The following is a 25,407-nucleotide window of genomic DNA, read 5'->3' as shown; positions in this document are numbered from 1 at the left end:
TTTAATGGCAAATAAAAGCGGCAATGCCTACGGTCTGACGGTGTTAAGCCCGATCATTAACGGCTGCAAAAACGATACATCTTACGGAGCGCTATTAAGAGATCATCTGAACTCTCTCCCTTTGAATCGGTTCAGCCCGATGGCAAAAGTACCCAATACATATCTTGCCCGATTCTATGTACTGGCAGACGTGTTTTATCAGGGCTACCCAGCTCGTGAAGAACATTTGCAATCCCAGTATCTGGTATTCAGTACTAACTTCTATGGCGATTTGGATTCCTATCTACATGATATGTGGCGCTGTGCGGAAGCGGATGTAAAAGCCATCTGGCAACATTGCGTTGCATTTGATCAGGTTGATAGCGCTGAAAAATTTGTCGAATACATTAAGAAATGTCAGATAGACAACCAGCTTTTCTTTAATGGTTCAAACGATCTGTCTCTTAAAGCTCAGCTAAAAAGCCTCTATCTCAAGCAGGAGTTTTCGCGCTTTGTCTACGCCAATCAAGGCAAGAGCGCGGAAGAGCTGCAACAAGCATTTCATCAGTTTGTTCGTGCTATCGACATCGACAATCTCTCATCCCCAAGCTGGAGTGCAGGTGCAAGCAGTCTGGAAGAAGTCGCAGACACCGTGCACATCTATACCCAGCCAAGTACAAGCAACGAAACGACACCATCACTGGAGATCGAATAATGTCTCAAGACTCAACACCTACAAAGCTCGATCTGCATGATATTCAGGGAAACATCGTCAAAGGCTATGGTCGATACGGCTATCCATATGCGCGTTACCTATTCCTCACCGTACGTAAAGAATCTGACGCCAGGCGATTTCTGAGGCAACTGACTGATCGCATTACATCATCTGTGCCATGGGGTCACATCGCGCCCAATCATGAGCCAGTTAAAAAGCCGTTGGCGACGACCAATATCGGTTTCACGTTCGCAGGTTTAAAAGCATTGGGTGTGCCACAGAAGTCACTTCAGACATTTCCTCAGGCTTTCGCCATGGGCATGCCTGCGCGAAAAGACATTCTGGGTGATGACTTAACCAGCAGCCCTGAGCACTGGGATCCTGTATGGGAAGATCCGCAAAAAGTACATATCTGGATGTCCATCAACGGTCAGACGCCAGAAGACGTGGAAATCCGTTACAAAGAATTGCTGCGGCTAATTGAGATTTGTGACGCTGGCGTCGCCCTGCTAACAGGGCATCGGGCTGACGACGGTCAGTTACTCCCTTATCAAGATGCTGCGGCTTTGATTGAAAATGGCGATCCTACGCCAAAAGAACACTTTGGCTATGTCGATGGCATTAGCGATCCTTTTTTCAAAGGAACTGGCGCACCGCCAGAAAGAGTACTGGGTACAGGAAAACCAACGGGTAAAAACCCAGCAACAATGGAAGGCTGGGAACCACTAGAAACAGGAGAGTTCATTCTTGGTCACCGAGATGAAGCTTTCGAATACCCCAAAGCTCCGATGCCCCCCATGCTGGGCAAAAATGGCACCTTTATGGTGTACAGAAAACTCCACCAGAACGTGGCTTCATTTCATCAATACTGCGAAGAAGTCGGTAAAGATTTTGAAGGCGGTAAAGAAGCATTGTCTGCCAAATTTGTGGGTCGATGGAAAAACGGAGCGCCCGTTACTTCGTTCCCTACAGAGAAACAAGCCGAGGAATTCGGGCGCGCTTATGAGGAAGCAAAGCAAAACCGGAAAGATAACCCGACACCAGAGAATATTCAGAAATACAACGACTTGAAGCGACAGCTAACGGCTTACAACTACGAAGATGATCTTAAAGGTTCTGGCTGCCCGATGGGCGCGCACGTTCGTAGGGCAAATCCAAGAGGCTCACTGGAATTCGGAGTGAAAGGTGCATTCAATACACCGGGAGCATTGGTCAACCGTAGGCGTATTCTGCGCAGAGGGCTTCCATACGGCAAGCAAGAAACCACTGCTACCGATTCTGGTAATCACGGCATCATCTTCATGGCACTTAATGCAGACATCGAGCGTCAGTTTGAGTTTGTGCAGCAACAGTGGATGAACTACGGCAACGACTTCAAACTTTCTAACGAGAAAGACCCGATTATCGGCAATATGTCTGACAAACCCGGTGTCTCGGCAGACGGAACCATGTTGATACAGGGCGACGAAAATACCGGGAAGAAACCTTTCTTCTGCTCTCATATCCCTCGGTTTGTTGAGACTCGGGGTGGTGACTATTTCTTTATTCCAAGCCTTACAGCACTTCGAATGATTGCTGATGGCATTGTCGATCCAACTTAAGCGCTGCTGAAAATGTGCAAATGATGACAAGGACGTCAGATGGCTGACCAGAGAACAAAGCATAACCATTACCTTCACCAGGTTGTACTACCGGAAGAATTGAAACACGTCTTGCAGCGCAAGGTAATAAACAGAGATGGTCGGGCAACCGAGCGTTCCCCCCGTTCGCTGCCCGATTTTGAGCAGACGCTGACTCCTTGCGAGCAGCGCTCTGCTCCTCTGAACCACGTGTTGAATAATCTGAAAGCACCAGAGCAGGAAGCAAGGTGGCAGGAAGACTCTAACGTTCTTCACCCTGGCTTGGTTGGTTTGTGTTTTTCTGGTGGTGGGATTCGCTCTGCGACATTTAACCTAGGAGTAATTCAAGGGTTAAAGAAAAGTGGCTTGCTCAATTGTGTCGACTATTTATCTACCGTATCTGGTGGTGGCTACATGGGTGCAGCATTAGCCAGCACCATGTCGGGCGCTTCGTCTGACTCTCAGAACGCCGACAAAAAAGAGGAAGCGGTCAGCCAGCTGTTTACTCATCGGCAAGGAGACGTCGAACCCAGTGAATTTCGCCACCTTCGAAATAACTCCAACTATATGGCACCCAACGGCGGACTGGATACGATTCGCGTACCCGCGATATTTTTGCGCGGGATTGTTCTGAACGCTCTGGTCGTTTTGCCCTATCTGTTGATGTTTGCCATGTTAACCGCGATGTTAGTCGCTTCTCCGCTTGGGATTTACAGCAGCTATTCTGCCTGGCTTGGTCAATTGGGAGTAGGAACACTTTATCCGATAACCAAAACACTGATATTTGCCCTGGTTATCAACTATATCGTGTCCTCAATCACCACACGATTCAGTGAAGCTTTGCCAGCTGAAAACCAGTCATGGCGTTGGAGAAACACCATTACTTATGCCATTGCTATCAATGTTGCCGCTGTTTTTGGCTCAGCCGTGATTGAGACTCAGCCACTGGCACTCAGCGCCTACCAGAGTGTAGTGACATGGAGTATATCGCTTCAGCAGATGGGGTTAAGTGGTGTTGTTATTGCTGCTCTGTGCAGCCTTGTCCTTGCCAAAATCGTCTCTAACCTTCGTAAGGTCAGCAACCAACTCGTTGTAGGAATCATTGGTCTCTCGGCTGTATTCGCATGCTGGCTGGTCGTGTTAGATGTTGGCAGTGATTTGCTCTCTGGTCACACTAGCTATCAAGGTGTGATGGTATTGTGTGTGGTGTTACTGTTACTCAACCATTTCACTGGGAGCGCCAACTTCACAGCAGTCAACCGCTTTTACCGAGACCGTTTAAGCAAAGCATACATCTTCAGAAAAAGTGGACCTTCCCCTCAAGCTCCGGTCGAACATACAGACAATATCAAGTTGTCGGAGCTCGACAGCGATTTCACGCCTTTTTCCATCATTAACTGCACAGTCAATACTGAACAAACCAATGATGCCTACAGGAAGGATCGCCACGGAGATAACTTTGTCTTCACCAAATGCTACAGCGGCAGCAACCAGACAGGTTATTGTAAAACCGAAGACTTAGAAGCTACTCAACCAAGCATAAATCTGGGGACAGCAACCGCAATATCAGGCGCCGCTGTTGCGCCAAACATGGGAAGAAACACGGTCAAAGCACTGACGTTTCTTCTGGCTATGCTCAATATTCGCTACGACTTCTGGGTTAAACACCCCAGTAAAGTCCGTCAGGCGGCATCCCAGAACCCACTTCCCTTTTGGAAAAAGCTTTTGCAGACCAATCGGGTCGGACCCAGTTACTTCCTTCGCGAACTGGTAGGAAAGGTTGATACCAATCATCCCTATATCAATCTGTCCGATGGTGGGCATTTTGAAAACCTCGGGCTCTATGAGCTGGTAAGGCGCGAGTGCAGACTGATCATTGTTTCAGATGCGGAAACCGACCCCAGTTTTTCATTTTCCGGTCTTATGGACGCCATTCGTATGGTGCAAACCGACTTTGGAATAAAAATTTCCATATCTGGGTTAGACAAAATTCGAGCTAAAGAAACCGCCTACGCCGTAGGAGAGATCGACTATCAAAACGGTCGCAAGGGTCAGATCCTCTATATCAAGTCCACCATGATTCAGTTTAAGGATGATGAGTCGGCTCACTACCGTGGCTACTTCGACCATTATCGCTATATCGCTAATTACCAATCGAAAAACCCAGAATTTCCTAACCAGTCTTCCGGCGATCAATTCTTTGATGAAGCTCAGTTTGAAGCTTACCGGGCACTTGGTTATGAAGTTGCCAGTCAGGTGTTATTTACATCTGAGTCATCAACACAAGTACAACAAGATTCGTTCTCTGGAAGGCGAAGCGCATAAACTTATGGATAAGTAAAAGTGAATAATAAAACTTCAAACAACGTCACATTAAAAACTCTGGCTTTAACCACTTTGATTTCGCCTGCTTTACTGCTTGCGCCCGTCAAAGTTCACGCCAATGGCTATCACTTTTTGCACCAAAGTGCAGAAGGCTTAGGCAGCGCCTATTCGACCAATGGAACCGCGGCAAACGATATCAGTGCCATGTTCTCTAACCCTTCTTCTATCGCCCGGTTCGACGGCACGCGCTTTTCTATTGGTGGGGTATTGGATATGCCGACGTCCAAGTTAAAAAATCCCGTCGCGACCGCGCCATACAGCAGTGGAACCGTTAGCGTAACGGGTTACCCTGCCGAACCAGAGCAACCTATCGACACTGCATACGGCAGTGCCTTGTATTTCACCCATGAATACCAACCAGGATTGGTGTTGGGAATCAGTGTGGGTGCACCTTACGCATATGTATCGGATTATCCAGACACCGCAGTGTCACGTTACACTGCAACGAAAACCGCCCTGTTTGCGTACAACGTCAGCCCGACCGTTGCCTGGCAACTGAATGACCAATGGTCTGTCGGGGCTTCCATCAACATGCAATATTACACAGTTGAACTGGGCACTATGGTTGCGACTTCTGTGACCTCTCCCAGTATCAGCACCGATGTAACCAGTACCATAACGGGTAAAGATCTGGCGTTTGGATTCTCATTGGGTACTGAATATCAGATGACCGAAGATACACGCTTCGGTTTGTCTTACCGCTCAAAGATCTCTCATTCCTTTGATGGTGACGTCGAGCTATCGGGAAGCGATGCGAACTACGCTGCACTGGTATCAGCCGCATCGGCTCTGGGCGTCACTATTACCGGCAGGACTGGTAGTGCACAATTTGATATTGCTACACCGTCTATGCTTCAAATCGGTGTTTTGCATAAGCTGAACGACAAGTTTGAACTCTATGGCAACGCCAACCGATTTGGCTGGAGCGCCTTTACCGATACAACGGTGACCTATGGTAATGGGCTTGCAGATACCGTTGTCGATAATAACTGGCACGACAGTTGGTTTGTCGCTGTTGGCATGGGCTACCAGTACAGTCAGGACATCAAACTGAGAACGGGTTTTGCCTACGACTGGAACCCCACACCAGCGGATGCAGTAAGCCCTCGTGCACCTAACAATGATCGCTGGAATGTTGGCTTAGGCATGAGCTACCAATACAGCGAACAAGTGAAACTGGACTTCGGATACCAGTTCATCAAATTTACGCCTGTCACCATCGACCTGGAAGGTGGAAACAACATTCCACGTGGGACTTTGTCGGCAGATCTAGATCTATACGCTCATATATTTATGGCGCAGTTTAACTATGCGTTCTGATTGTAGAACGCCCTAACTGCCAGGAGGAGTCTGCTATGGACATGCCGCACACAGATGAATTGGATACACAGCAAAGAAAAGCGAATCATCCGGAACCACACATTGTCGACAGCGAGTTTCTTAACCAGCTGGAAAATGAGTGTGAAGTACTCGCACATTATGCGTTTTCTAAAGGGCTGACCGTTCCTGGCAAGCTGATGCGGTTACTCAACTCTGATTTGTCTGAGGAGACAGACGTGAGAGCTCAGCAGATTACCGACATCTACAATCAACTCGCGGAACTGGTTGCACCAGCCAAACCGCAAACCATTTTATTGATGTACGAGGAAAACAAAGAAGCCTCTCCTTTTCTGTTTCTTGGTAGCGTCCCGCTGATTCGAAGAATGATGGCAGTTGCACTGATTTCACTGTTTTCTTTGATTGGACTTAGCCTGTCGGGTTCGATCAATAATGAAAACATGGTCAGCAGCATGTTTGATTTAGAAGGCACCGATCTGCTTTATGTTCAGGCAATGTTACTTGCATCCGCGGCTATCGGTGCTTCCTTTGCAGGTTTGTTCAAAGCCAATAGCTACGTTACTCAGGGCATCTATGACCCAAAACACGAAAGCTCTTATTGGGTAAGATTTGTTGTTGGCTTGATATCGGGTATTACTCTGACGCAATTAATTCCGATTAACTTGGACTCCGTCGCGCAATCCAACGATCTGATTGCAGATTCCGAAGCAAACCATGCTGCAATTCGCATTACCACGGCACTGCTTGGAGGGTTCTCGGCAAACTTAGTTTACAACCTGCTGGATAGAATCGTCGAAACTCTAAAATCCTTTATTACTCCTAAGAAGGTACAAAATCCAGCGGTGCTCAGGCAGCAACTGGAAAACCAGTACCGAAAAGAGAAGCTTCAGTTTGTGACTCAACTGTCTCAGGAGTTGTTGCTCATCAAGCAGGAACTCGCCAGCGATGAAAACATGTGCAAAGAAAAAATGCAGGACAGGCTAACCCAATACCTGGAGATTCTAGTAAACGGAGAGAAAAGTTCTGCACCTAAAAAGTAGTTTTTTCTCAAAGATTTATACGCAAAGCTAAATTAACTCGGCAAAGTGTTCAAAAAAAAGACAGGATTTTCTGCTTTTGGCATTTACATCTTGAAATAGAATGATGTATTGTGAAGGAAGATGAAAATCTAAAATTTAGAGCACCTTTGCTTGCGAAACTAACCGACAACAAGTCGGTCTCTGACATCGTCAGATAACTAAAAATAGAAATATCTAAAAAAAACCAAGATACATCTAAGTCAAATCCCCAGCATCAAACTGGGGATTTTTTTGTTTATAGACATAAACTTATAGCTTATTCCCTATTTTACTCTGTGACTTTAGGCTGACTTGAGTAAGTCGCGCTACCATCTTTTCTTAGCTCAATGAAAGCTTCGCTTTCACCATTGTCACAAGCGTAGCGAGCGCTATCTTCCGTTTCGGTCATAAGATCGCAGTGTTCCTGAACAGATCCGGTGTCCTGTGGATCGTATTCAAACGTTGCCATCACGACATTAGTATCCATGTCGTGTTTTTCTTCAATATTCACTGCAGATTTTGGTAGATAAGGGGGTAACCAACCTTGCTCAAAAATACCGGAAGAAGCCATCTCCTGATAATTTTCAAATTTTGCTGAAGCACTGTCCCCAAAAATGCCTGCCCAGACAGGAGCAGACATTAGCAGTGCCAAAGACACCATTACGTTGCGAGTTTTCATGATGATTATCCTTTAGTAATTTTTCCAAATTTCCCGTACAGCAAGGATGTTTTATAAAATGAAAGTGCAACCTTTGTCATAATAAAGTCATAGGCAAGTAAACGTTTTTTGAGCGATTTTAAGCGGTGTTTTCTATCCAGGTCGACAGTTGTTTTGCCTGTTTTAGTGCGTTGAAGTGAGTAACCACTCGTTCTCTGGCGCTGTGCCCCATTCGCACTCTTTCCTCAATCGAAAGTTGAGCAAACTCCACCAATTTTTCGGTTAGCTCAGCAGCACTTTTCTCATTCACCAGGTATCCCGTCTCTGGAGAAACGATTTCTTTGCACCCCATGATGTTGGATGTGATCACAGGCGTGCCAACTGCCATCGCCTCTTTCAAAACCAGCGGACCGGTATCGACACAACCGGTATCGGAAAAACAAAATGGCGCGACCAGACAGTCGTATTGCGACAGGTTATCTTTCACCCAGGAATGCGGTTGAGAACCCAGAAAGTTTACATGGTCGGTTAGCCCTAAAGACTCCGACTGCGCTTCTAACTGAGCTTTCATATTTCCGTCGCCCACAATATCGAGCTGAATATTATAGCGTTCAACCACCGGTACCAGAGCTTCAAGTAAGTATTGAACACCTTTTGAGACCACCAGCCTTCCCAGAAAAACCAATCTGAGTGTATCCGATGGCATTTTTTCCTGCAGGACAAAGCGTTCTGTTTTTACGCCACAATGCAGAAGCTTGATGTTGCCTTTCGCCAAATCAGCGAAGTCTCGCATCATGTCTTTACATACCGCGACAACGAAGTCGCTTGCCTGTATTTTCTTGTCGATATCGAATGCCGATTCATACACGTCGTGTCCATGCCCCACAAACGAACAGCTGATACCCAGGATTTTGGCTGCAACAATGGCGTGTGCCGCAGTATGCTGGCAGAAATGCGCGTGAACATGATCAACTTTCGCTTCCGCAAGCTGTAACGCCAACTTCAAGCCATAATAGAAAAGTGATTTCTTAGGCATGCCTTCCTGTTCATTCACAAAGCCCATAGCCGCCATAATCCCCGTTAGCCTTATTCTGCGGTACATGGATTTGGAAGCATCCTCTCCAACTTTGAACACCTCGTAGCTAAACGCTTTGTCACTTGGAACTTTCTCAAAGGCAAAGACACATACTTCATGTCCGCACGCTTGAATGGAATCCACCTCGGTTTGAATAAAGGTTTCACTGAGCACTGGGTATTTCGGAGTGATGAAGGCTACTTTTTTCATAGTCGTTCTCTTATGTCGATTTGTGCCTAGGTCTTGTTGATTTAGCCGTTGACCTCGCTTGCTAACTTGTTACTAGGCAAAATCCGAACCAACTCAAAATAGTCTTATTTTTCTGACATCTACGATATGATCATTGTGCTCTTGTCGTCGCGACCAAATGAATTTCTCATTCTGACAAGCAATCTGAATTCCGATGCGTCAAATGATTCAGCTGGCGCTTTAGTTTGCTTTGCGATCTAATTTAAACACATAAAATCAATAGGTTATGAAATGGCATATTTTCTGCTCTGTACATTCAGTAACGAACCGACAAAAAGGTAACCTGTCTATGAGAGCATTGACTCAATCTGCCTATTACGCTGTTGGAATCATTATGATGAAAGGGGTATCGCTGATGATGATCCCTTACCTGACCCGTAAACTGTCGCTGAGTGAATACGGCTCTTTGGAAGCCTTATTACTGCTGGCAGACATAGGTACGATAGTGTTTAGCTTTGGGTTGGTTAATGCCATGTATCGCTATGTGGGCACCGCAAAAGGTGAAGAAAAACGTACCCTAATTTCAAATTGCTTCTCACTCAGTACCATTTTTTGCGGCTTAGGTGCTTTGCTGTTAATTGCAACCGTCCCGCTCTTGGTTACTCTGCTCCCTGTAGCGGTATCCGAATATCAGATCTTGCTTTTAGCCGTGCCAACTTTGTTGGATGGTCTCATTACCATTCCACTGACTTTGATGAGAATGAATGAACTGGCTAAGCGATTTTGCGTATTGAACGTAGGTAAAGCTCTTGGTCAGGCATTTTTAACGTTTGTTTTGTTGGAATTGGGGTACGGCATAGATGCGGTCCTGATATCTGGTGCAGTATCGAGTAGCTTGCTCTTACTTTGCCTATTTGGGTATCAGTGGCAACAAATGGGGCGTTTTGGTTATCTTAAGCATTCAAAAATGCTGCTCCAATTCAGTTTGCCTACACTCGCTGGCTTCTTATCCATGTATATGATTACAGGTTTGGACCGATGGCTGCTCGCCAGCTATGTGGGTGTAGAAGAACTGGCGGTGTACGCGATTGCCGTAAAGTTTGCGTTGATCTTAGGTTTAGTGTTGCAACCATACTCGCTCTGGTGGTTCCCCAATCGAATCTCCTTGTTACAACAACCAGATGGCAAACAGATTTGCGCCGACAAAGCCATGCTTGGCACTAATTTGGGAATATTCTTTGGTTTGGGAATGATCCTGACCGTACCAGGTTTTATTGCTTTTGCTCTTCCCGAGAGCTATCAGCTATCCAGTACCATTGTGGTCGTCCTGCTCGCGATAAACGTGATTAAAAACGCGGGCGATTATCTGAACCTGGGTTGCTACAGCGGAGACTCCAGCCAAGCACAGATGTGGATTCAGGGGATATGCGCTGTTGTCGCCACTGCGGGGTATTTCATCTTTGTACCTATTTACGGATTGTGGGGAGTGGTTGCCGTACTCGGTAGCGCATACACAATGCGACTGTTGCTGCTCTATTCTGTAAGCCAGTCAATGGAATACCTTCCGTACAATCATTCCAAATGGATATTAAGCACTATGCTTTCTGTTGTGGCTTGGGGAGTGTATCAATGGCTAGTTAAACTCTTACCCGCAGTACCTGAAATAGTTATGGGAACAGGAGTTGGTCTGGGGGTATCTGTTGCCTTCATTTATCTAAAGATTCTGCCTGTACCTGAGGCTCTGCTGTGCAAATTGAGCTTGAAGAAGCCATCTTCAAAATCAGTCGCGTAAGCACCGCTCATAAACGTGAGTTCTTTCTGCGCTTTTTACATTTGTATACAGAAGCGGATACGAGGTTTAAGGTAATATACTCACCTTAAGATGCTTGCGTTCCTATAGAGAGTTTATGAATCAGCAAAAAGCGCTTCCTTTCTTAATATCTGGTCCCATTTTACGTAAAGCCACTGCGAGTGAACTGGTCTTTTGGCTGGTTACCAGTGAGCCCGTAACCGGCACATTTGAGTTGTTTTTGGATAAAGCCGACATGCCTTGGCTAAGCCATGACATGGCTGATGTCTCTACCGTTAAGGTCGGAAAGAATGCTTACGTCACTTTGGTGCATCTGGAAAATGACTTTCCCGTCGACCAAACACTTTCCTATGACTTCAACACCCAATATGGAAGCCTCGCTGCTCAGTACCCTCATCTAACTTATGATCAAGAACAGCGAATTGAGTTTAAGATTTCTACATCCGCTGAATACATCCTTCATGGTTCCTGTCGCAATCCTCATCACAATGGCAAAGATGCATTGGTCGCGGCTGACAATAAAGTGCTTTCGCAAAAGGTGACAGAGCGACCAGACATGCTTTTGATGTCGGGTGATCAAATTTACGCCGATCACGTTGCCGGACCAATGCTGAATGCTATTTTGCAGGTTATAGATTTGCTCGGTTTGCCAGAAGAAACCTTTGAAAGTGCTCCCTTTGGTAAGGCTTCTGAACTCTACTCCCACCCTCAATGCTTTTATGGTCGGGAGTCGCTGCTTCCCACTTATATCGAAGAACGCAGTTGGTTGTGGTCGTTTTTGCCGCAGTCCGAAACCCCAATATTCAGTTCTCGCGACTGCGGAAACCATCTGATCAGCTTTTCAGAATTTTTTGCCATGTACCTTCTGGTGTGGTCGCCAACGCTATGGGAGCATCTTGGGTATACTCAGGCACCGGATTCATTAAGCGACAGTAACAAGCAACGCTGGGCTAAAGAGGCAGAACAAATCAGCTTGTTTGTAGCTGGGTTATCTAATGTTCAGAGGCTGCTGGCACACATTCCGACCTACATGATTTTTGACGACCATGACGTCACCGACGACTGGAACCTCACCATTGGGTGGGAGCAGGCCATGTATGGTCACCCGTTCTCGGAACGAATCATTGGCAACGGGGTCATCAGTTACTGGCTCTGTCAGGGCTGGGGAAATGACCCTCATCAGTTCAATTCCGAATTTATGGCGCTGGCAAACGCTTATTTTGATTCGCCAGAATCAGAATCTCAGGATGCGTTTATACGATACCTGTACCAGTTCGAGAGGTGGCACTACACCATTCCAACCTCCCCTAAAGTCGTGGTATTAGACACCCGTACCCGACGCTGGCGTTCAGAATCGAAGATGAATAAACCTTCTGGCTTGATGGACTGGGAAGCCTTGATGGAATTTCAACATGAGCTGATGCATCAGGATAAGGTAGTCGTTGTGTCTGCTGCACCAATGTTTGGGGTGAAATTTATTGAAGCGCTACAAAAGGCCATGACCATGCTGGGTCAGCCACTGGTGATCGACGCCGAGAACTGGATGGCACACCCGGGAAGTGCCAATACACTCCTGAGCATATTTACGCACACCAAAACACCGACTAATTTTGTAATCCTGTCTGGGGATGTTCACTACTCTTTTACCTACGACATTAAGCTCAGGTTTAGAAAATGCAGCCCTAATATTCATCAGATCACGTGCAGTGGTATTAAGGCTCAGTTTCCAGAGCCTCTGCTGGGCTTTTGTGACCACGCGGACAGGTTACTCTATTCCCCTCGCTCTCCACTGAATTTCTTCACCAAACGTAAGCGGCTGAAAATCCAAAAGCGCGACCCAAGCACAGAAGGCGTGCGCAGGTTGGTAAACTCCACCGCTATCGGTGAAGTAAGACTGGATTCAACAGGAAAACCCCAGCGAGTGTCCATTCTAAAAGGGGACGGGGATGAAGTGGACTTCACACCAACAAAGCAAAGTTCTTAGAGCTTATACCCAAGTAACCTCAAGATGCTAGGTTCAGCGACCTATTCATCTAGAAGAAAGGAACTGGCTTTCAGACAAGACACCGATTTGAAGATCTAGTGGTTCTAAATCAAGAATCGGTAACGCAGTATGAAAGCCAGTTAAACTCGCCCTTGGGAGCCCATATTCTGCTCCATTTCATCGTCAAAGAACTTGGAAAGGACGGGGCATTCCACTGCGTTCTTTTCCTTGAACTGAAACAGAATATGAGGCTCTGAATCCGGCATCTTGAGGTCACTTGGGTATATATTGACCTTTTGCGATTAAATTTTGTTCCCTTTCTGACGTGAACTCATCTTTACCTTTAACACCCAGAAAATTGGCTGGGTGATAAAGGAGAAAAAGAATGAGTACCAAAGAAGCAATCAATGTCTACCACAAGGATATGTTTAATCGCCGAGGTTTTCTTAAAGGCTTTGGCGCAGCAACACTTTCTGCCACAGCACTAACCATGATGAGCGGTTGTTACACTGCTCGGGCAAACCATCATGGTGGTTATGCCTCCGATTCTACCGCTCAAAACGATATCGCCATTCTGAACACAGCTATCTCCGCGGAACAGGAAGCCGTTGCGGCCTATCAGTTAGGAGCGGAAAGCCAGCTACTAAGCCCAGAATTACTTAAAGTTGCCGTGCAGTTTCAGGGACACCATAAAGAGCACATCGAACTGCTCGCATCGGTTGTCACCCAGCTTGGTGGCACACCCAATACGCCCGAAGAGCAGTATCAGTTCCCCGTCGAACAACTCAAACGCCCTTCAGACGTTTTAATGTTTGCTGCCCAGTTAGAGCGCGGAGCAGTCAGTGCCTATGCTGGTGCCATTCCATTATTCGATAACAGGGATTACTCCAAAGCAGCCGCCAGCATTCTGGCCGACGAAGCCATGCACTGGGCTATCCTCAGAAATGCACTCGGATTGGATCCAGTTCCAGGCGCATTCTTTTCTTAATAGCGTTTACCTTGCGCATCAGAACAGCGAAATCGGCTGAGCGTACCTCTCAGCCCGTTTCCCCACGTTACCAGGAGAAGTTATGCGTTGTATTTTGTTATTACTGGTTTTAGCCCCACTTGCTCAGGCTAAAGCTCTTGAACAGGGTGAAGTTCTTGAACAGAGTAAAGTTCTTGAATTAGGTAAAGAGGCGTATCAAACCTGTCTTGGATGCCACTCCCCTACCTTTCATCGCACGGGTCCGAGGCACTGCTTTTTATTTGGCAAGGAGGTTGGCAGTCAAAAAAACTACCGTTACAGCCAGGCGATGCTTGATTCTGAAAGCGTATGGAACGCAGAAACTCTAGATCGTTTTTTAGAAAACCCAAGAAAAACCATTCCGGGGACTAAAATGACAGTAGCGGGTATCAAAGATAGCGGGCAAAGGGAGGCAGTGATCATTTACCTGAAATCCCTCAATCACGAATCAGAAGAATGCATAGGATTAGATAATGACGGATAACGATTTGACCTCTTATTCTGATATCGACCTTATAGAGCGAGTATTAGAAAAAGACAGCCAAGCCGCAGAGGTATTGGTTCGTCGATATAATCAGTTACTGTTTCGCATTGCCCGAGGGTTCACTCAAAGTAACGACGACGCAATGGATATTGTTCAGGAAGCCCACCTGCGTGCGCTTCAAAATCTGCCCTCTTTTCGGGGACCAACAGGCTATTCCAGCTGGTTAACAGTGATCACTCGAAATGTCGCCCTGAATAGACTACGTACCGATCAACGTTTAGAGTTTTTTGGTGATGACGAACCCGTTTCAAGCTGTCCCACTTTTTCTGTATCGGAGCCAGTGATGAACCAAAACATACTCCAGTTGTTAGAAAAAGAGATAGACCAATTACCCGTCATGTATCGAACCGTATTTATGATGCGTAGCGTACAGGGAATGACATCGCTAGAAACAGCAGACTCGCTTGGACTGGATGTAAATGTCATCAAAACTCGCTATCGACGTGCCCGGCTCCAGCTTCAGTCTCAGTTGATTGCTCATATGGAACGAGAGTCGATGTCGCTCTACGAGTTTGCTGGTGAACGTTGTAATACAGTGACCAGAAACGTGCTATCCGAGTGGCAGAAGTGTAGACCCAAAACTCTCAACTGATAAACACTATCGACTCGAAATCAATTGCTGGATGAACGTATCGACCTGGTCGGTGTAAGTGGACTTTGCTCCCAGAGACACATTCAGTTTTCGGTGGGACAGGTTCACAGGTAGCAGCTTTCCCTGCCCACCGAACTCACGGAGCTTCTCAATAAAATCTTGAGACTGGGAACACGAATCCTGTTTTCTGTTCGTTGAGCATACGGCTAAAAATGGAGGGATGGCGGTTCGGAGCTGACTAATTGGTGACGCCTGCTCCCAATAAATGGGATTATCGCCAAAGGCATTTCTATAAAACCAGCTTACATCATCTCCTTTCATTATCTTAGTCACGTCATAAGCCATAGTGTCTAGGGAAACTGTTCCAAGCCACGGCTCGATTTCCATTGACTCCGCAACGGCAGGAGTAGAAGAAACTAGCGACACCAAATGGGCACCGGCAGAGTGTCCCATCAGAATAAACTGGCTGGCATCGGCTCCCCACTCACCAGCTTGTTGCTGGGAAAAGCGCAGAGCTTTTCGAACATCCTGAGCCTGTTCTACTGGTCGAATATCAGGCAGCATCCGGTAGTTAATCGATACCACTACCATTCCCTGAGATACCCATTTCTCTATCTTGTTTTTAACCTGAGATCGCGTGCCTTTGTCCCCAATTCGCCAGGCACCACCATGGACAAAAAAGATCACCGGTGCACTGCGCGCAAACTTTGGAAAGTACACATCCAGCTTCTGCTTTCGATGCTCTCCGTAAGGAATATCTAAAAACTTATGGTGATCAACGGCAAAAGCGGGCTTTACCGCAAAAGCAATAAGAGAGACAAAGAAACTGATAACGAATTTAGATCTATTCATTTCTTACTTCCGAACCCGACCTAATCTAAGTATAGATAATGGCGTATCCTCAATCAGAGCGGCATCACCATAATATGCTGTGGTCCGGCAGCGCCGCCATGATAGAGCTCTTGGGTATCTTGAAAACCAGCAAGATCGTAGCAACGATATGCACCGGGATTCTTGCAGTTCACGGTTAGATAGATGGAATGATGGCTCGGGTATTGATCATTGAGAAAAGGTTTTAAGCTCGCAACGGCTTGCTTCCCGTATCCATTTCCCTGATATCGACTATCAATAAAAAATGCTCGAAGCCCCAAAGAACCAGATTGGGCAAACTCGTAGCTTGCAGGGTAACTGGTATCTATTAGGAAAAAGCCAACAATTCTGTCACCTGAAAGCATCACATTCGGGTGTACCTTGTCGTCTACATTGACCAGAATTTCTTCCATGGTCCCTACAAACTTAAGTTGCGACTCTTCGACACGTAAATCGGAAACCTGCTCCAGATGCTTAGGTTCCATCGGTTGTAAGCTCAACATATTAACTTCCCTTTTTCTCATTCCATTCTGATTTCAATATTGCGTAGATAACCGTGTTCCACCAACGTTCTTTGAAGAACCGATGTTCAACAAACTCAGCTTCTTTTCTCATTCCAAACTGACGGCACATTGCTATGGCAGCTTTGTTCGCACTGATGGTTTCGGCATAGAGTCGATGCACATTCAATGTTTCAAAGCCAAAGGCAGCTATCGCTTCGACGGCTTCCTGAGCGTATCCGGCTCCCTGAAACTCACGAGCTACGCCACATCCCATCGATGCCTGATGATCGGCTTCCACCCGAATGCCACAAGTACCGATAACCTGACTGGTATCTTTGAGCACAATGGCTAATTGATATTTGGAGCGAGGATGTTCTGATGCTTGTTCAATAAACAAGTTAACCAGAAACTCTGCTTTCTCGACAGAACAATCCTCTTCATCGTAAAAGCGCTGATACTTCTCATCTTGTGTTAAGCGAACATATGAGGATACGTCCCCGGGTATAAAGTCCCTTAAAATCAGCCGTTCTGTAACGATTTCAAACACTTTGAACTCCTTTTCTCTTTGCGCGGGAATATAATCAATCCGATATTAATTAACTACTAATTTGTTTGTGTCGGCATGACCAAGCCGTTGATGACAGACATTGTAGTGAAATGAAACAAAGGTTTTAATTCTTATACAACATAGCTATTCTCTTCGTTCTCTTGTTTTGAAAGGAATGAAAATGCAAGGTAACACCTCTTTAAATCGTTGGTTTGCCATCCCAAACCCTAAGCCCGACGCCGCTTTACGAATTTTCTGCCTTCCATATGCGGGGGGTAATGTCAGTTCTTTCCTTCCTTATGCATCTATAGAAGGGCTAGATGTAGAGCTTTGCGCAGTTCAATTGCCGGGTAAAGGCAGTCGATTAAGAGAAGCGCCATACGAAAATATGAGTGCCTTGGTCAACGATCTTGCAACAGCTCTAATTCCACTGATGGATAAACCTTTCATTATTTGGGGACACAGCCTAGGTTCAAGAATCGGGTACGAACTGATTAAGCTGCTAAAAAGTAAAGGGATGAGACTGCCCGTTCATTTCATTTTGGCCGCTTCACGTGCACCGCATGAGTTTAACTCTGAGCGACCTATGCACGGATTGTCCGATGAAGAGTTTAAAGGAAGGTTGAAAGAGATGGGCGGGACGCCAGATGAAGTCATCGAACATGATGGATTGATGTCTATGTTGCTTCCAGGTCTGAAAGCCGATTTTAAACTTGCCGAAACACACAAGGTCTCAGAAATCATTCCACTCGATATTCCAGCAACATTATTTGGTGGCACCAAAGATACCACCATTCCATCGCATACGCTGCCAAGATGGGAAAACCACTTAACAGCGGGATTTGAGTTGGTGATGATTGAAGGGGATCACTTTTTTATCGACAAGCAATTTGACTCAGTGAGTAAAAAGCTTGTCGATATCGTTCAACCAATTACAGAACAGCTACTTGCTGACGCTTAAACCTTTCGGGTTTAAGGACTAAGCAGGTACGCGTTCCCAGCGGATATTGACGCCATATTGATTGAGTGTTTTGACTGAAGCGAGCACACACTGGCAGGCGAAGTTTTGCGGTAATGCGATGTCTTCAGCAAGCAGCTCGGGAAGGAGCGGAAAGGCACACAAATCATCGTTGCCTTGCTGCTCAACCAGCTTGGACATGCTTTCCCCAAGCCCGATTTCGACCAGCATACAATTCCCGAGCTCTTCAGATACGCACCTTAACCCGTCTTCCAGTTGCACGGTTTGCCGAATTTGATTCGCCCAGTAACCCGTGCTCTCTACCTCACTCTGTTGAGCCCACCTGCCTGTAACGGTGGACACAAAAGGGGTCTTAATTGGGTGGCTTGGGAGACCTTCTATATAAGATGCCAGGGTTTTGCACGCCTCCGACATCAAGTCTGAATGGAAAGCGTACCTTTGCGATACGTACTGGCCCCGTATTGCTTCTTTTGCGTGCTGTTCGAGCCAATGAGTTAAGGGGTCTGAACCGCCAGACACAACACATTCGTTTGGCGCATTAACGTAAGCAAGCGAGAGCTTTTGTTCCATTTCCGTATGCTCGTCATTCCACTCGTCTAGCCACTCGTTTACCTGCTCCTTGCTTTCTGGCACAGCAAACATCGCCCCGGATTGCGCACTTTCCATCAAGCGTTGGCGAGAACAGACCATCGACAACGCATCATCGATATCCAGCAATCCGCTGATGCAGGCAGCTACGCATTCCCCGAGGCTTTCACCAATCAGGGCATCGGGTTTGATTCCCCAGTGAATCAAAGTCGAAGCCAAAGCATACTCAAAAACAAACAGTTGAACCTGACTAACAGGTCTCCCCTCTTCGGTTTGGCACTCTCCAAAAAATCGCTCCGTCTCCCCGGCAAGATGTCCATCAATCTGAGTTAAATGCCATAAGCATTCCTCTACCCTTTCATGAAAGAAATCGAAGTTTTCATACAATGGTTTTGCGCAGCGATGAGGTTCAGATTCGTAACCACTGAACATGAAGACGACACTGGGTTTGCCATTGCTTATTGTGGCTCCATCTTGGGAATCACCTTGACCTGTTTGATGATATTTTGTGCCCTGTCCTCCCTGTGCCGACTCTGGTGTTAGACGTTGTGAAACCTTTGTATTTGTGTTGCCAAACTGTGCTGAAAAATGACTTGCTTCCTGGTTGCTCACCTCTGAAGCATGGGTCTTATCTAAATGGAACATTGTTTTCGCTCCTTGAATGGAACTTCAGGTCTGAAGGCGCTGAAAATCGGAGGGTAATCCTCAAAATACAGAACACCTGAAAGCGCACCCGAAAAATTCAGACCGTAATCCCAGATTTTTTATAGTGAATTGAATGATCGAGCAAATTGACGTCGAATCTACGAATATCATGCTCATTTGTAAAAATTTGAAAGATTTTCATGCATTAAGCTGGTCTTCTAGCTTCTATACACTTTTCTACCTGAGAATCTTGTCGATACTCAGATATCTTCAATTATTTATAAATTCACAATTATCACTAGGTGGTATAAAAGACATGGAGTGTTGCAATTTTGAATGCAAGTAACTTCGCCCATTTAAAGCGCATGGCAATGTTTGCTGCTATTGTCGAAGCTGGCAGCTTTTCTGCCGCGGCCAGAAGACTCAAAACTGACCGTTCAAAGCTGAGCAAACAACTGACCGAACTGGAAATTCAACTGGGCTCTCGACTCATTCACCGTTCTACCCGGAAGTTGTCTGTCACCCTCGAAGGACAAAAGGTTTATAACGAGGTCAAGCAGTTACCCTACCTGTTAGCACATGTGGAATCTTTGATTGCACCAAAAGAAGTGTCTGGTCGCGTTTCTTTGACCATGACATACGACATCGCCATCAATCAGGTGCTACCCATCCTTGAAACGTTCAGAGAAGAATACCCAGATGTTGAGCTCGACTTAATCATGAATGACCACAAGTCAGATATTGTCGCTGAAAACATCGATCTTGCCTTACGTGTCGGCTCCCCTCAGGACAGTTCACTTATTGCCCGACAAATGTTCGAGCAAAGTGCTCACATATTTGCCAGCCCCGATTATATTGAAAAACACGGAATGCCATTATGTGCCGACGATCTCGAATCCCACTATTGGATCCTGCTTGAGCAGCAATCGGCGAGCAACAATCTGCAAAAACTCTTCTATGAGGGAAAGCCCGTCACCGTCGCACCTAAGCATTATCACTGTTGTAATTCTCCATTGGTGATGCAGACACTTACTAAAATGGGCGTCGGAATAGGTCTGCTTATACCCTGCACCATTCAAAAGGAAATCGAAGCTGGAGAACTGGTTCAAGTGGCGTGTGGTGTTCGTAGTGAACCCAAAATATTCAACCTTGTTTACCCATCCAGAAAACAAATGCCCGCCAGAATCAGGCATTTAATTGATTTTTTAATGGGGGCAGACATCTTTTCAGGAATGAACTATACGAGCTGCTGACTCAATATAAATTTTAAGGTCTACCATATGTTAAATTATCGAGCTTAATATCTATAAAAAATTCAGGGGTATTTTGCTCGATCTTTTAACATTTGAATGCAAATTAAGCATCTTTATGAAATATTGATAATATTAAACTGGTCAATAAATAACCTGAAAGGTTTATTAGCAACCCTTTAACCACATATTTCAAGTGGTTTATTTTCTCTCTTAAATTGACAGAAATATCAAGTTACAGTTCTTTCGACATTAGGCTCCAGACAATATGAAAAAGCCAACTTATATATCCATATAAATAAAAAGGCTTTATTGGAACTATAATTATCTGGCTCATTAAATTACACGTGAGGAGCAGATTAAATATAGCAATGCTTTGGCAGAGTGCTGTTTAGTAGATTCACGGCTTATCTGACTAATTGTTTGATTCACACAAGCAGCGAGATCGTTTTTCCGCACAATGAAGAGCTTCTTACGCTCCCGAAACCCTCTGAATTACTAGTCAATACGCTGACCATGCTGATATGGTTTTATATAAAACGATAACCAGTATGTCATTAGCTACTTCATCAGTTTTTCCTGGTTAAAGCGTATGCAAGTTGAATGAAATCGATTTGAACACAGATCTCAAAATTTACCACAACAAGAGAAAGGTTATATCAGAAATAATATGAGCATTAATACTAAGACCAGAAAAATGGCACACTAATATTATGGGAATGGTATTTTTCTTAATTTATTTCGCTCTGTAAAACAGATTGTTGCTAGGAAAACCACGCATTACCTCATTTTTTGAAAAAATGAAATTAATATTTTTGTAATTTATACATAGATTGAAATTTACAGTTCTGAACAAGTAAAAGCTTGCTAATTTAACAATTTGGTACTTTAATTCACCCTTTAGTATCTAAGTTCTAATATCACTGCATTTTGTAAGAGATTTGTTTCAAATGATAATGAATTGTTAACGAAAACTTAGGTTTTTGTTTGACGTCATTTCACGCACAAATTTTTTCTAATTTCGCATCTGATCCGCGTATTTGGGTGCTTCGTATTTTAAGTATTGTCTTTGAATTTATTCTGGCGTGAGCTCCAGGGAGGACAAATGAAAATAAAATGTAACATAAAAGTTGCATTAATATTAACTTCAGTCGTGGGGCTGATTTTATTAGGCGTACTATTCTTCGGCAGTAACATGGTGTTATTCGATCCTAAGGGACCAATAGGTCAAGCTCAGGAATCGCTGATTATCACTTCCGTTTTGCTTATGGCAATCATCATCGTTCCGGTGTTGTTCCTATGTGTGTACTTCCCATACAAGTATCGTGCATCTAACAAAGATGCTGAATACAAACCTAACTGGGAACACTCAACAAAAATCGAAGTGATAGTTTGGACTGTACCATGTTTAATCATTCTGGCTTTGGGTTGGGTTACTTATGAAACCTCCCACTCTCTTGATCCACGCCGTGAGATTGAATCTGATAAAGAGCCTCTGACTATCCAAGTCGTTTCAATGAACTGGAAGTGGTTGTTCATTTACCCTGAACAGCAAATCGCAACGGTAAACGAACTGGCTTTCCCTGTTGATCGTCCTGTCGAATTCCTTGTTACCTCTGACACCACTATGAACTCGTTCTTCATTCCTCAACTGGGTAGTCAAATCTACGCAATGGCAGGCATGGAAAACCGTCTTCACCTGATGGCTTCAGAAGAAGGTGTCTACCGCGGTCTGTCTGCAAACTACAGTGGGTTTGGCTTCTCTAACATGCACTTTAAAGCGCACGTAGTCGACGACTCAGAATTCAACGACTGGTTGAGCAAGGTTAAGACGTCTGAGCAAGCACTTAACGATGCCAGCTACCAAGTATTGATAGATAACGAGAAAGAACAAATCCGTACACCGCACCCGGTGACGTATTACTCGACCGTAGACCCTTTGAGATTCAAAGACATTATTGAGAAACATTCAGGAGTCCAAAATGGCCTATAAAGGCGACGTACATGCCGAACCTGATTTAATTTTCGGGAAACTTAACTGGGATGTCATCCCTTATTATGACCCAGTAATTTTGCCCGTAATGGTTGCAGCTATTTTGGGTGGATTAGCACTGTGTGGCTTAATCACCTACCAGAAAAAATGGACATACCTGTGGAATGAGTGGTTTACGTCTGTCGACCACAAAAAGATAGGTATCATGTATATCATCGTGGCTTTAGTCATGATGTTCCGTGGCTTCTCGGACGCCGTTTTGATGCGTTCTCAGCAAGCCCTAGACACCATCGATGCAGGCTACTTGCCTCCTGAGCACTACGACCAGATCTTTACCGCCCACGGCGTAATCATGATCTTCTTCGTAGCGATGCCATTCATCGTTGGTCTGATGAACGTTATCGTTCCTTTGCAGATCGGTGCTCGAGACGTTGCCTTCCCGTTCCTGAACTCTTTGAGCTTCTGGCTATTCGTTGTGGGCGCTATCCTGATTAACCTGTCTCTGTTCGTTGGTGAATTCGCAGCAACAGGTTGGTTAGCATACCCACCACTTTCTGGGATGGAGTACAGCCCTTGGGTAGGGGTCGATTATTGGCTCTGGTCTCTCCAAATATCAGGTATTGGTACGCTTCTGACGGGTGTTAACTTTGTCGTAACTATTCTGCGTATGCGTGCGCCTGGCATGAAGCTAATGCAAATGCCTGTGTTCACATGGACATCTTTGTGTGCGAACGCCCTGATTGTTGTTGCTTTCCCAATCCTGACGGTAACACTGACCTTACTGACTCTTGACCGTTACATCGGTACTCATTTCTTTACGAACGACATGGGCGGCAACGTCATGATGTACGTGAACCTGATTTGGGCATGGGGTCACCCAGAAGTTTACATCCTGATTCTGCCTGCTTTCGGTATCTTCTCTGAAGTGTGTGCAACCTTCTCACGTAAACGTCTGTTTGGTTACACTTCCCTAGTATGGGCAACCGCAGTAATCATGCTGATGTCGTTCATCGTATGGCTACACCACTTCTTTACCATGGGTGCTGGCGCAAGTGTTAACGCCTTCTTCGGTATAGCCACCATGATCATATCCATACCCACCGGGGTTAAGATATTTAACTGGCTGTTTACCATGTACAAAGGTCGTGTTGAGTTCACAGCAAGTATGTGGTGGACCTGTGCCTTCCTAGTGACATTTACCATTGGTGGTATGACAGGTGTAATGCTGGCAGTTCCGGCAGCAAACTTCGTACTGCACAACAGCTTGTTCGTAATCGCTCACTTCCATAACGTAATCATTGGTGGTGCATTGTTCGGTTACTTCGCTGGCTTTACTTACTGGTTCCCGAAAGCAACTGGCTTCAAGCTCAACGAGAAGTGGGGCAAGATCTCCTGTGTACTTTGGACTGTAGGTTTCTTCGTTGCCTTCATGCCTGTATACGTACTTGGCTTCAACGGTATGACTCGCCGTCTTGCAACTATCGACAACCCAGAGTGGGCTCCATTGCTTTGGATTGCGGCTTGTGGTGTAGGCATCATCGCTCTTGGTGTTGCGGCTCAGGTATGGCAGATCTTCATCAGTATCCGTGACCGTAAGGACAACATGGACACAACAGGTGACCCGTGGAATGCGCGTACTCTTGAGTGGGCTACGTCTTCACCACCAGCGTTCTACAACTTCGCTACGCTACCTAAGATCCACGATCGTGATGAGCACCAATACCGCAAAGAACACGGTATGGCTTATCAGAAACCTGACCGCTACAAGCGCATTCACATGCCTCGTAACACTTGGGCTGGCGTTGTTATCAGTGCATTCTCACTAGTATTTGGCTTTGCGTTTGTATGGCACATCTGGTGGATGGTAATTGCTAGCTTCCTGGGTATGGTTGTGTCCTGGATTGCCTACAGCTTCCAGCGCAATAAAGACTACTTCGTTGAAGTATCTGAAGTTGAGGCTATTGAAGGACCTCATCTAGCTCGAGTGTATCAGGATCACCCTGAATTCAACTCAGCGAATCAAAAAGATGCTGATAACAATGACGTTAAATCTGGTTCCCCAGCGGTTTAAGGAGTGAGGAAATAAAATGACTGCACATGATAAATCAGTGCTGGATACCAATAGTTCGTTTGAGCATCATGGCTCAGATGGTGGTCATGATGATCATGACCACCACGACTACGCTGGCGATACTATCTTCGGTTTCTGGGTCTACATCCTAAGCGACTGTTTATTGTTCGGTACTTTGTTTGCGGTATTTGCGGTGTTCTCTACCAGCTTTGCCGGCATCATTGAACCAACTGAACTGTTTAACCTGTGGTTCGTTGCAGGTGGTACTGCGCTTCTACTACTCAGTAGTTTCACTTTCGGTATGGGTATGCTGAAAGCTAAAGAGCGTGATGAAAAAGGCATGTGGTTCTGGTTATGGACCACCTTTGCCCTTGGTCTTGGCTTCTTGATTATGGAAATCTACGAGTTCCATCACTTCAGCGAAGCAGGTGCCACTTTCGACAGCAGCGCCTACTGGTCTTCATTCTATGCACTTGTTGCTACTCACGGTCTGCACGTATTTGCAGGTCTGATTTGGATGATCATTCTTTACTTCCACTTCAAACGTGATGGCTTCACAGAAGACAACCATGCACGTCTGTCTTGCCTGAGCTTGTTCTGGCACTTCCTGGACGTTATCTGGATCTGTGTGTTTAGTGTTGTTTACCTAATGGGAGTTATGTAATGGGACAATCTGCAGAACATGGTCACGGCGGCCAAGCTCATGGCAGCGTTAAAGAATACGTACTGGGTCTGATTTACTCTATCGTATTGACCGTTATCCCATTCGCTATGGTGATGATGGACGTAGGTTCTCCGCAGTTGAAAATTGGCGTAATCCTGATCTGTGCTGTTGCTCAGGTTTTGGTTCAGCTTGTTTTCTTCTTGCACATGAACACGTCTTCCGAGCAAATGTGGAACACCACCTCCGCTGTTTTTGTGGTGTTAATAGTCGCCATCGTATTGATTGGTTCGCTCTGGATCATGGAGCACCTGAACCACAACATGCTGATGGGTCACTAATCGGAAT

General features: G+C 45.6%; 22 protein-coding genes. 16 read left to right on the top strand and 6 right to left on the bottom strand.

The window, feature by feature from the left end; all coding sequences use genetic code 11:
* Positions 1-4 precede the first annotated feature (4 nt).
* From INR79_RS06315 to INR79_RS06295, 5 genes are read left to right on the top strand one after another with little or no spacing between them, the layout of a single operon-like run.
* Positions 5-694 carry a hypothetical protein gene (locus tag INR79_RS06315; RefSeq protein ID WP_004399205.1) on the top strand — a complete coding sequence of 230 codons (690 nt, stop codon included), beginning with the start codon at positions 5-7 and terminating at the stop codon, positions 692-694.
* A complete protein-coding gene (locus tag INR79_RS06310; protein WP_223096434.1) occupies positions 694-2,295 on the top strand; it encodes a Dyp-type peroxidase in 1,602 nt (533 codons plus the stop codon). The genes INR79_RS06315 and INR79_RS06310 overlap by 1 nt, the downstream gene beginning before the upstream one ends.
* 39 nt (positions 2,296-2,334) lie before the next feature.
* Positions 2,335-4,638 carry a patatin-like phospholipase family protein gene (locus INR79_RS06305; protein WP_223096432.1) on the top strand — a complete coding sequence of 768 codons (2,304 nt, stop codon included), beginning with the start codon at positions 2,335-2,337 and terminating at the stop codon, positions 4,636-4,638.
* A gap of 18 nt (positions 4,639-4,656) precedes the next feature.
* Complete coding sequence (locus tag INR79_RS06300; RefSeq protein WP_223096431.1) at positions 4,657-6,018, top strand: OmpP1/FadL family transporter; 1,362 nt, start codon at positions 4,657-4,659, stop codon at positions 6,016-6,018.
* A 35-nt stretch (positions 6,019-6,053) separates the two neighbouring features.
* On the top strand, positions 6,054-7,076 hold the full coding sequence (locus tag INR79_RS06295; RefSeq protein ID WP_223096429.1) for a hypothetical protein: 1,023 nt from the start codon (positions 6,054-6,056) through the stop codon (positions 7,074-7,076).
* Positions 7,077-7,383: 307 nt separating this feature from the next.
* On the opposite strand, the gene INR79_RS06290 is transcribed toward INR79_RS06295, so the two are convergent.
* Positions 7,384-7,773: a hypothetical protein gene (locus tag INR79_RS06290; protein WP_022550177.1), complete on the bottom strand. Its 390-nt coding sequence runs from the start codon at positions 7,771-7,773 to the stop codon at positions 7,384-7,386.
* Between the two features lie 118 nt (positions 7,774-7,891).
* Positions 7,892-9,037 carry a glycosyltransferase gene (locus INR79_RS06285; RefSeq protein WP_223096427.1) on the bottom strand — a complete coding sequence of 382 codons (1,146 nt, stop codon included), beginning with the start codon at positions 9,035-9,037 and terminating at the stop codon, positions 7,892-7,894.
* A 328-nt stretch (positions 9,038-9,365) separates the two neighbouring features.
* Between INR79_RS06285 and INR79_RS06280 the strand changes: the two genes are divergently transcribed.
* The 5 genes from INR79_RS06280 to INR79_RS06260 all read left to right on the top strand — a co-directional run bounded on the left by INR79_RS06280 (position 9,366) and on the right by INR79_RS06260 (position 14,952).
* Positions 9,366-10,808 carry a lipopolysaccharide biosynthesis protein gene (locus tag INR79_RS06280; protein WP_223096425.1) on the top strand — a complete coding sequence of 481 codons (1,443 nt, stop codon included), beginning with the start codon at positions 9,366-9,368 and terminating at the stop codon, positions 10,806-10,808.
* A gap of 115 nt (positions 10,809-10,923) precedes the next feature.
* Positions 10,924-12,810, top strand: a complete 1,887-nt coding sequence (locus tag INR79_RS06275; RefSeq protein ID WP_223096423.1) for an alkaline phosphatase D family protein — start codon at positions 10,924-10,926, stop codon at positions 12,808-12,810.
* A 385-nt stretch (positions 12,811-13,195) separates the two neighbouring features.
* On the top strand, positions 13,196-13,798 hold the full coding sequence (locus INR79_RS06270; protein ID WP_004399196.1) for a ferritin-like domain-containing protein: 603 nt from the start codon (positions 13,196-13,198) through the stop codon (positions 13,796-13,798).
* 82 nt (positions 13,799-13,880) lie between these two features.
* The gene (locus INR79_RS06265) at positions 13,881-14,300 is read left to right on the top strand and encodes a c-type cytochrome (RefSeq protein WP_223096421.1); all 420 of its coding nucleotides are present in this window, start codon (positions 13,881-13,883) and stop codon (positions 14,298-14,300) included.
* Positions 14,290-14,952 (top strand): sigma-70 family RNA polymerase sigma factor, encoded by a 663-nt coding sequence (locus INR79_RS06260; protein WP_223096419.1) that lies wholly within the window; start codon positions 14,290-14,292, stop codon positions 14,950-14,952. The genes INR79_RS06265 and INR79_RS06260 overlap by 11 nt, the downstream gene beginning before the upstream one ends.
* A gap of 6 nt (positions 14,953-14,958) precedes the next feature.
* Here the strand turns inward: INR79_RS06260 and INR79_RS06255 are convergent, their stop codons facing one another.
* From INR79_RS06255 to INR79_RS06245, 3 genes are read right to left on the bottom strand one after another with little or no spacing between them, the layout of a single operon-like run.
* The gene (locus INR79_RS06255; RefSeq protein WP_223096417.1) at positions 14,959-15,804 is read right to left on the bottom strand and encodes an alpha/beta hydrolase; all 846 of its coding nucleotides are present in this window, start codon (positions 15,802-15,804) and stop codon (positions 14,959-14,961) included.
* Between the two features lie 53 nt (positions 15,805-15,857).
* Positions 15,858-16,325: a GNAT family N-acetyltransferase gene (locus INR79_RS06250; RefSeq protein WP_223096415.1), complete on the bottom strand. Its 468-nt coding sequence runs from the start codon at positions 16,323-16,325 to the stop codon at positions 15,858-15,860.
* Between the two features lies 1 nt (position 16,326).
* Positions 16,327-16,872 carry a GNAT family N-acetyltransferase gene (locus INR79_RS06245; RefSeq protein WP_223096413.1) on the bottom strand — a complete coding sequence of 182 codons (546 nt, stop codon included), beginning with the start codon at positions 16,870-16,872 and terminating at the stop codon, positions 16,327-16,329.
* Between the two features lie 181 nt (positions 16,873-17,053).
* Between INR79_RS06245 and INR79_RS06240 the strand changes: the two genes are divergently transcribed.
* Entirely contained in the window at positions 17,054-17,833 is a 780-nt protein-coding gene (locus INR79_RS06240) for a thioesterase II family protein (RefSeq protein WP_022590514.1), read from the top strand.
* Between the two features lie 18 nt (positions 17,834-17,851).
* Here the strand turns inward: INR79_RS06240 and INR79_RS06235 are convergent, their stop codons facing one another.
* On the bottom strand, positions 17,852-19,084 hold the full coding sequence (locus INR79_RS06235; RefSeq protein ID WP_223096411.1) for an acyltransferase domain-containing protein: 1,233 nt from the start codon (positions 19,082-19,084) through the stop codon (positions 17,852-17,854).
* Positions 19,085-19,416: 332 nt separating this feature from the next.
* On the opposite strand from INR79_RS06235, the gene INR79_RS06230 reads away from it, so the two are divergent.
* The 5 genes from INR79_RS06230 (at position 19,417) to cyoD (ending at position 25,400) form a co-directional block, all read left to right on the top strand.
* Positions 19,417-20,337, top strand: coding sequence for a LysR family transcriptional regulator (locus tag INR79_RS06230; RefSeq protein ID WP_022601346.1), 921 nt, complete (start codon positions 19,417-19,419; stop codon positions 20,335-20,337).
* 1,102 nt (positions 20,338-21,439) lie between these two features.
* Complete coding sequence (cyoA, locus tag INR79_RS06225; RefSeq protein ID WP_004399187.1) at positions 21,440-22,327, top strand: ubiquinol oxidase subunit II; 888 nt, start codon at positions 21,440-21,442, stop codon at positions 22,325-22,327.
* Positions 22,328-22,355: 28 nt separating this feature from the next.
* Complete coding sequence (cyoB, locus tag INR79_RS06220) at positions 22,356-24,398, top strand: cytochrome o ubiquinol oxidase subunit I (protein WP_045961617.1); 2,043 nt, start codon at positions 22,356-22,358, stop codon at positions 24,396-24,398.
* Between the two features lie 16 nt (positions 24,399-24,414).
* Positions 24,415-25,062, top strand: coding sequence for a cytochrome o ubiquinol oxidase subunit III (gene cyoC, locus INR79_RS06215; protein ID WP_004399185.1), 648 nt, complete (start codon positions 24,415-24,417; stop codon positions 25,060-25,062).
* Positions 25,062-25,400: a cytochrome o ubiquinol oxidase subunit IV gene (gene cyoD / locus INR79_RS06210; RefSeq protein ID WP_004399184.1), complete on the top strand. Its 339-nt coding sequence runs from the start codon at positions 25,062-25,064 to the stop codon at positions 25,398-25,400. Before cyoC ends, cyoD begins: the two co-directional genes overlap by 1 nt.
* Positions 25,401-25,407 lie beyond the last annotated feature (7 nt).

The sequence above is a fragment of the Vibrio sp. SCSIO 43132 genome, from assembly GCF_019904195.1.
Classification (GTDB): Bacteria; Pseudomonadota; Gammaproteobacteria; order Enterobacterales; family Vibrionaceae; genus Vibrio; species Vibrio nigripulchritudo.
Note: the sequence above shows the minus strand (reverse complement) of the source record. Positions and strands in the feature narration are given on the sequence as shown.

Coding starts and splice junctions, on each gene's coding strand:
- INR79_RS06290 (WP_022550177.1), bottom strand. CDS start 7,773: ATGAAAACTCGCAACGTAATGGTGTCTTTGGCACTGCTAATGTCTGCT.
- INR79_RS06285 (WP_223096427.1), bottom strand. CDS start 9,037: ATGAAAAAAGTAGCCTTCATCACTCCGAAATACCCAGTGCTCAGTGAA.
- INR79_RS06295 (WP_223096429.1), top strand. CDS start 6,054: ATGGACATGCCGCACACAGATGAATTGGATACACAGCAAAGAAAAGCG.
- INR79_RS06280 (WP_223096425.1), top strand. CDS start 9,366: ATGAGAGCATTGACTCAATCTGCCTATTACGCTGTTGGAATCATTATG.
- INR79_RS06235 (WP_223096411.1), bottom strand. CDS start 19,084: ATGTTCCATTTAGATAAGACCCATGCTTCAGAGGTGAGCAACCAGGAA.
- INR79_RS06305 (WP_223096432.1), top strand. CDS start 2,335: ATGGCTGACCAGAGAACAAAGCATAACCATTACCTTCACCAGGTTGTA.
- INR79_RS06240 (WP_022590514.1), top strand. CDS start 17,054: ATGCAAGGTAACACCTCTTTAAATCGTTGGTTTGCCATCCCAAACCCT.
- cyoC (WP_004399185.1), top strand. CDS start 24,415: ATGACTGCACATGATAAATCAGTGCTGGATACCAATAGTTCGTTTGAG.
- cyoD (WP_004399184.1), top strand. CDS start 25,062: ATGGGACAATCTGCAGAACATGGTCACGGCGGCCAAGCTCATGGCAGC.
- INR79_RS06250 (WP_223096415.1), bottom strand. CDS start 16,325: ATGTTGAGCTTACAACCGATGGAACCTAAGCATCTGGAGCAGGTTTCC.
- INR79_RS06310 (WP_223096434.1), top strand. CDS start 694: ATGTCTCAAGACTCAACACCTACAAAGCTCGATCTGCATGATATTCAG.
- INR79_RS06265 (WP_223096421.1), top strand. CDS start 13,881: ATGCGTTGTATTTTGTTATTACTGGTTTTAGCCCCACTTGCTCAGGCT.
- cyoA (WP_004399187.1), top strand. CDS start 21,440: ATGAAAATAAAATGTAACATAAAAGTTGCATTAATATTAACTTCAGTC.
- INR79_RS06255 (WP_223096417.1), bottom strand. CDS start 15,804: ATGAATAGATCTAAATTCGTTATCAGTTTCTTTGTCTCTCTTATTGCT.
- INR79_RS06260 (WP_223096419.1), top strand. CDS start 14,290: ATGACGGATAACGATTTGACCTCTTATTCTGATATCGACCTTATAGAG.
- INR79_RS06270 (WP_004399196.1), top strand. CDS start 13,196: ATGAGTACCAAAGAAGCAATCAATGTCTACCACAAGGATATGTTTAAT.
- INR79_RS06275 (WP_223096423.1), top strand. CDS start 10,924: ATGAATCAGCAAAAAGCGCTTCCTTTCTTAATATCTGGTCCCATTTTA.
- INR79_RS06315 (WP_004399205.1), top strand. CDS start 5: ATGGCAAATAAAAGCGGCAATGCCTACGGTCTGACGGTGTTAAGCCCG.